Annotated in this window: 7 protein-coding genes; 4 read left to right on the forward strand and 3 right to left on the reverse strand. The window is 62.0% G+C overall.

Annotation, left to right across the window (positions count from 1 at the left end):
* Positions 1-112: 112 nt before the first annotated feature.
* A complete protein-coding gene (locus BUB62_RS08160) occupies positions 113-370 on the forward strand; it encodes a hypothetical protein (protein WP_073108460.1) in 258 nt (85 codons plus the stop codon).
* 279 nt (positions 371-649) lie between these two features.
* Positions 650-3,475 carry a S8 family peptidase gene (locus BUB62_RS08165; protein ID WP_084538920.1) on the forward strand — a complete coding sequence of 942 codons (2,826 nt, stop codon included), beginning with the start codon at positions 650-652 and terminating at the stop codon, positions 3,473-3,475.
* Positions 3,476-3,571: 96 nt separating this feature from the next.
* Here the strand turns inward: BUB62_RS08165 and BUB62_RS08170 are convergent, their stop codons facing one another.
* Entirely contained in the window at positions 3,572-4,024 is a 453-nt protein-coding gene (locus BUB62_RS08170; RefSeq protein ID WP_073108464.1) for a LexA family protein, read from the reverse strand.
* Positions 4,025-4,244: 220 nt separating this feature from the next.
* On the opposite strand from BUB62_RS08170, the gene BUB62_RS08175 reads away from it, so the two are divergent.
* Complete coding sequence (locus tag BUB62_RS08175; RefSeq protein ID WP_143164083.1) at positions 4,245-4,502, forward strand: hypothetical protein; 258 nt, start codon at positions 4,245-4,247, stop codon at positions 4,500-4,502.
* Positions 4,503-4,652: 150 nt separating this feature from the next.
* Here BUB62_RS08175 and BUB62_RS08180 read toward each other — a convergent pair whose 3' ends face one another.
* On the reverse strand, positions 4,653-5,345 hold the full coding sequence (locus BUB62_RS08180; RefSeq protein ID WP_073108468.1) for a TIGR02117 family protein: 693 nt from the start codon (positions 5,343-5,345) through the stop codon (positions 4,653-4,655).
* Between the two features lie 96 nt (positions 5,346-5,441).
* On the opposite strand from BUB62_RS08180, the gene BUB62_RS08185 reads away from it, so the two are divergent.
* Positions 5,442-5,849, forward strand: coding sequence for a hypothetical protein (locus BUB62_RS08185; RefSeq protein WP_200799904.1), 408 nt, complete (start codon positions 5,442-5,444; stop codon positions 5,847-5,849).
* Between the two features lie 86 nt (positions 5,850-5,935).
* On the opposite strand, the gene BUB62_RS08190 is transcribed toward BUB62_RS08185, so the two are convergent.
* The coding region (locus BUB62_RS08190) for a transposase (protein ID WP_143164084.1) at positions 5,936-6,234 on the reverse strand (299 nt) is incomplete at its 5' end.

Here is a 6,234-nt window from a genome sequence, read left to right on the forward strand (position 1 = left end):
TAAGTTTGCGGGGACTTTGGTTGAACTGTATCCTTTTAGTCTCAGTTTCAGTATAAAGTCCTAGCTGCCTGAGGCTAACCAGTCGGCATTTTTCCCGTTTTTTGCCCTTAGTATGAAAATCTGCTACACCCTGGCCGCCTGTGGTTTGCTGCTCTTCGGTGCTTCCTGCTCGCACGATACCGTGAAGCAGAGCCCGCGTAAGTACAATGCCGTTTCCACCCAGTCGGTCCGCCGTCCCAACGACAAAGCTAAGTTCAAAAAGAACCGTGGTGAGGGTCTGGGCATCGATTTGAACGCCCGCAACCCTTACAAAGCCAGCACAACGAACGCCCCGAAAAAGTACAAGTACAACAACAACCCCCGCTCGTAGTCAGGCCCGCCCTGACCCGCGCAATAGCACCGCCCCGGCTTGTTCGCAAGTCGGGGCGGTGCCGTGTATAGAACTCGTTGAAATCTGCCTGACTGCCGGTACTTTCTCCGTTTTCGGCGGCCTGATTTTTCACTTTTTCCGGTTTCTTGACTTGTCGGTCGCGGTTAAAAGAGTTTTTCCGGCCGTTGGTCGAAAAGCCGGCGGTCCGCCGCATGCAAAGCCCCGGCCGGTGCTAAATTTACGTACCCACTCCGTCTGCCCTCGCCAAACCTGCTGATTATGAACTTACTCCTACGCTACTTTTTCTTATTGGGCCTGCTGCTGGGGCCGGCGGCCACGTTTGCCCAGCAGTTGGCACCAGTTTCACCTGTGCTGCCGGGCACGCTGGTATTCCGGCTCAAGCCCGAGTTCCACGCCCAGGCCAGCACCGACTACATTGCCGTGCCCGCCCTGACTGCTGCGCTGCAAAGCATCGGGGCTACGCAGTTGCGGCAGAAGTTTCCGCGCGCCGTGCCGGCCAGCACCGAAATACCCGGCTCAGTGGAGCTGCGCCTGGTATATCAGCTTGAGTTGGCCCCGGAAGCTTCGCTGGAAAAAGCTTGCCGCGCCCTGCTCCAGACCGGCACCGTAGCCTATGCCGAGCCGCTGCGCTACCGCGCCCCGCTCTATCAGCCCAACGACCCGCTGGCCGACTCCACCAACGCCAGCGGCCAGTTCTACCTCAAAAACATTCAGGCCTACCGCGCCTGGGACGTGACCAAGGGCGATACCAGCATCGTTATCGGCATCACCGATACCGGCACGCGCTACACTCACGAGGACTTGGCCGGCCAGGTGAAGAAGAATTATGCTGACCCCATCGACGGCCTCGACAACGACGGCGATGGCTACGTGGACAACTTCCGCGGCTGGGACGTGGCCGACAACGACAACGATGCCTCCACCAACCCCGGCGTGACGCAACCGCTACACGGCAACCTGGTGGCGGGCTGCGCCGTGGCCCGGCCCGACAACGGCAAGGGCCTGGCCGGCGTGGCGTTCAACTGCAAGTATCTGCCGCTCAAGATTTACCCCAACACCGCCGCTGGCCGCTTCGCCGGCTTCGAGGCCATTGTGTACGCCGCCGACCACGGCTGCCAGGTCATCAACCTGTCGTGGGGCGGGCCGGGCGGCCGCTCGCAGTTTGAGCAGGACGTGGTTACCTACGCCGCCGTGAACCGCAACGCCGTGGTGGTGGCCGCCGCCGGCAACACCAACGCCGAGCTGGACTTCTATCCTGCCAGCTACGACCACGTTATATCAGTGGCGGCGCTGGCGCCGAATGACGAGAAATCCGGGCCGGCCACGTACAGCACCCACGTAGCGCTGTCGGCGCCCGGCGAGGCCGTGCTGACCGTGCTGGGCAACAACGACAGCGACTATTTTCCCGTGAATGGCTCGTCGTTTGCCGCGCCGCTGGTGGCGGGCGCGGCGGCGCTGGTGCGCACGCGCTTCCCCCAATTCACCGCCGACCAAGTGGCCGCCCAGCTGCGCCAGACCACCGACGACATCTACGCCCTGCCCGGCAACACGGGCCTGCGCGACAAGCTCGGCACCGGCCGCCTGAACGTGAGCCGGGCCGTGCGCCTCACCGACCGCCGCGAGGCCCGCGTGCTGACCACCAGCATCAGCCCCGCGCGGCCGGTGTATCTGCCCGGCGACACGCTCCGCCTCACCACGCAGGTGCAGAATCTGCTCCAGCCCATCAGTGGCCTCACGCTCACCGTCACTTCGCTGTCGTCTTACCTCACGGTGCGGCAGGGCACGTTCAGCATTGGGGCGCTGGCTACGCTGGCCACTACTACCAATGCCGCCGCGCCCTTCCGGCTGGCCGTGGCCGGCACGGTGCCCGTGAATACCCGCGCGGTGCTGCGCTACCGCTTCACAGCCGCCGGCGGCTACCAGTCCGACCAGTTTTTGACGGTGGTGCTGAACCCCGACTACGTGGTGCTCGATGCCAACGACCTGCACCTCACACTCACCAGCCGCGGCAATCTGGGCTTCGACGGGCTGGGTTCCGACTTGGGCCAGAGCGTGACGTATAAAAACAACGGGGCCTTGCTCTACGAAGGCGGCCTGATGGTGGCCACTGCTCCCACCCGCGTATCGGACCGGGTGCGCAATGACCGCAACGTGCCCGACCAGGACTTCTACGCCCTGAGCCAGGTGGCGCTGCTCCGGCAGCCGGGGCGGGCCACGCAGGAAGCCGCCGGCGTGTTTCAGGATTCTCTGCCCACGCTTACCCGCAACCGTACCGTAGGCCTGCGCATCCGGCAGCACGCCTACGCCTGGGCCGATGCCCCGCACCGCGACTACGTGATTGTGGAATATCAGCTCAAAAACATCACCGCCGATACGCTCAAGCCGCTTTACGCCGGCCTGTTCATGGACTGGGATATTTCGCCCGATGCCAACCGCAACGCCGCTGCCTGGGACTCGGTGCGGGCCTTGGGCTACGCCTACACGCCGGCCGCGCCCACGGTATATGCCGGGGTGAAGCTGCTGGCGGGCGGCGTGCCGGCCTGCTATTCTATTAATAATAATGCGCCGGCCAGCGCGCCCGTGTATCTGCGCAACGGGTTCAGTGCCGCCGAGAAGTTTCTCACGCTCAGCAACAAAGCCCGCCAGAGCAGCGCCGGCCTGCCCACCGCCACCGACATTTCGCAGGTAGTCGGGGCCGCCCGCGTGCGCCTTGCCCCCGGCGACTCTGTAGTGGTAGCCTTTGCCGTGCTAGGAGCCGCCACGCTGCCTGCCCTGCAGGCCGCCGCCGATGCCGCCCAATCCCGCTACAACGCTGTGGTGCTGCCAGTGCGCCGGGCGCAGTCAGCGGCCGCGTGGCAACTCTACCCCAACCCCACCTCGGGTAGCGTGCTGGTGGAGGTGCCAGATGATTTTGCAGGCCGGGAAATCCGAGTTTTGAACACGCTGGGACAGGTTGTGCTGAAGCAAAAGCTAACCAATCGTAGCACTACGCTTGAGCTGAGTGCCCAGCCCGCGGGGATATATCTGGTGCAGGTGCATGGGGCGGCCGGGGTGCTTACGCGGCGGGTGCTACTGCAGCGCTAGCAGCGAGCGGTCATCCTTGATCTGGCGTCCGCTGGTCGAAGTATAAAACCGTTTGCGGCTTAAACACGCGCTCCTTCGGCCAATGTGGCGCCGACGCTACGCAACACCCGACCGTTTTCGGAACAGCGGATGAATCACGTGCGTTACGACGCCCCAGAGGCGCAGGTCGCAGGCAGCATGCAGCTCCAGCGGGGCGTAGTGCTCACCGACGGCTTCCAGCCAGCGGCGGCCCGGCTCCTGGCGCAGCCGATGCACAGAGTGCGCCCCATTCAGCACGGCCACCACTATATGGCCATCGGAAGGAGTGAGGGCACGGTTCACCACAATAAAATCGTCGGGGTGGATGCCTACTCCCGGCGTAGTATCGCCAACGACGCGGGCCAGGCAGGTGGAGGCCGGCTGCCCAAACAGATACTGGTGCAGGTCCAGTATCTCATCGGCCGGACCAACTCCCGGCAAAGGAAAGCCAGCGGGCACCGGACAGGTAAAAACCGGCAGGCGCGTGAGCTGGGCGGCTTTTATGGGCGAGAAAAAGACAAGTTCGGCCATCGGTAGCGGGGTGCTGAGAGAAACACCACCGCTAGATACTAAATAAATTAGCATGACGCTTTACGCATCAGTATAAATATTTCTGTGCGATAAGATTAACAGGCTCACATTTAGACTTTCATCTTCTTATAATCCCATACAAAATCTTGTTATCGAGACAAATTCTTTCTTTTTTTCTACCTAATATTTTTAGTCTCCGGTAATATCCGTATTTTTGGATATGCGCAGAACGAAAACGACCCGGATTCCTTTTCCCCTCCCCGTGCAGCAGTACGCCCGCTGCATTGATGCCACCCGCCGCCCCGCCGACCACATCGGCGACTGGCCCACTCAGGGCCAGGTTTACCCCATCGAATATCGTTGCAATGCCCGCACCGGCAAGCTCCAAGTGCACGTTCTGGGCTTCCACGCCGAGCGGCCCTACGGTGCCTTCGATCAGCGCCGCTTCGAGACGGTGGCCGATGTGTGGCTGAACTAGCGGCTGACGGCTGCTTTCGCTCACTTCTTATTCCCGGCTGTTTGCCGCCCGCGTGGCGCAGGCAGCCGGGATTTTTATGTGGCCCCACCGCCTCCGCAGCCGACCTTTCCAACGGCGCTGCTGCCCTTCCGGGCCAAAGCCGGCCCACGCTTACCGCCCGTAGTGGTACAAAATTCCGGAGTCGGCGGGGGTCCAGAGGCTGGCTTTCTGGCCGCTGATCTTCAGCGCGTCGTTGGCCCAGGTGTTGCAGGTATAAAACAGGTTGTAGGTGCGGCGGGCTTCGTAAAACGTGTCGTAGCGGCCGTAGCTGCGGGCCGCGGCAATATGCTGCACCCGACCGGCGGCATCGTGGTCGAAGCTGGCTTGGATGAAGCGGATGAGGCGGGCGTATTGGGCCGGCGTGAGGTAGATGCGGGCGCAGTTGGGGCCTTCGGTGGGCTGCTGGTGATAGGTGGTGTGCATGGCCGAGGTGCCCAGCCAGAACATGGCTTTGAAGGCAGTACTGGCCTTAAGCTCGGCCCAGGTGGGCGTGTCGAGGTAGAATCCCTTGTCGCCCCAGCCGAAGCCGATGTAGCGCATGGAGGCATCGGCGGCGGGCGTGTCGGCGTAGGGCAGCAGCTGGCTCCAATCGATCTGCGGGGTGCGCACGGGCACCACAATGTCGACGTGCACGCCGTTGGACAGGATGTAGGCCTCAATGGCCCCGGGGCTGGGCTGGCTCCGGCTCCCCACCGGAATGCGCGACAACCCGAAAGCCGCCGCCAGATACAAGGCCGTGGCCCCCACCACCCCACCTACCGCGTAGGCGGCGCCTTTACCAATTTTTTTCAGCGTGACAGACATACCGGGCTTGAAGGAATATAGTGGAGGTTTGGCCCCTCATACGCAGCCGTGCGGAAAAAGCCGCCTGGATCTATCTTTGCGGCTTTCCCTCCGCTCATGCCTCACTCCGACGACCAGACCTACGCCATTCCGGCCCCGTACCGCCGCATGGAAAACCTGCACATCCTGTTCTGGCTGCTCAAAGACATTGGCTGGTGCATGGTCTGGAAGCCGCTGGGTATCAGCATGATTTTCCCGACGCTGGCCATTGCTCTCGTCATCACCTGGCGCACCCGCGGCGTAATGTCGGAGCTGGCCCACAACCTGGCCATCGTCTTCTGGATTTCGGCCAACTCCTACTGGATGCTCAGCGAGTTTCTGGGCTTCGATACGGTGCGCGTGTGGGGCAGCTTCACGGGCAAGCACCTGGCGCTCATCCCCTTCCTCACCGGTCTGCTGATTCTACTCTACTACTACTTGGTGCAGAAGCCGCGCGAAACTGAGCCGAAGAAGGTAGCGGCGTAGTCTGGCTTCCAACTGGAATGTGTAAGAGGTCAAAAGCCGCCATACATACAATCGTGTCTCCGTTGGCTAGAGTGTGAGGACAATTATTACCGGAGCCAGTCGATGGCAGCGGCAACATGCCAAAAGGCGAGAAAGGAAACGACGGTTTTGTCATAGCGGGTGGCCAGCCGCCGGTACTGCTTCATTCGACCAAAAAAGCGCTCAATTTTATTTCGGTCGCGGTAATATTCTTCGTCCAGCGAAACTGGTTCTGAGCGGTTGGGCCGATTCGGAATGACGACAGCAATGCCCTTTTCGGCGCAGTAGGCCCGGTTGGCGTCGCTGTCGTAGCTCGTATCGGCGATGACCATGCCCGTGTCCAAGCCCGCGAGCAAGACCAACGCTT

It is taken from the genome of Hymenobacter daecheongensis DSM 21074, assembly GCF_900141805.1.
GTDB lineage: Bacteria > Bacteroidota > Bacteroidia > Cytophagales > Hymenobacteraceae > Hymenobacter > Hymenobacter daecheongensis.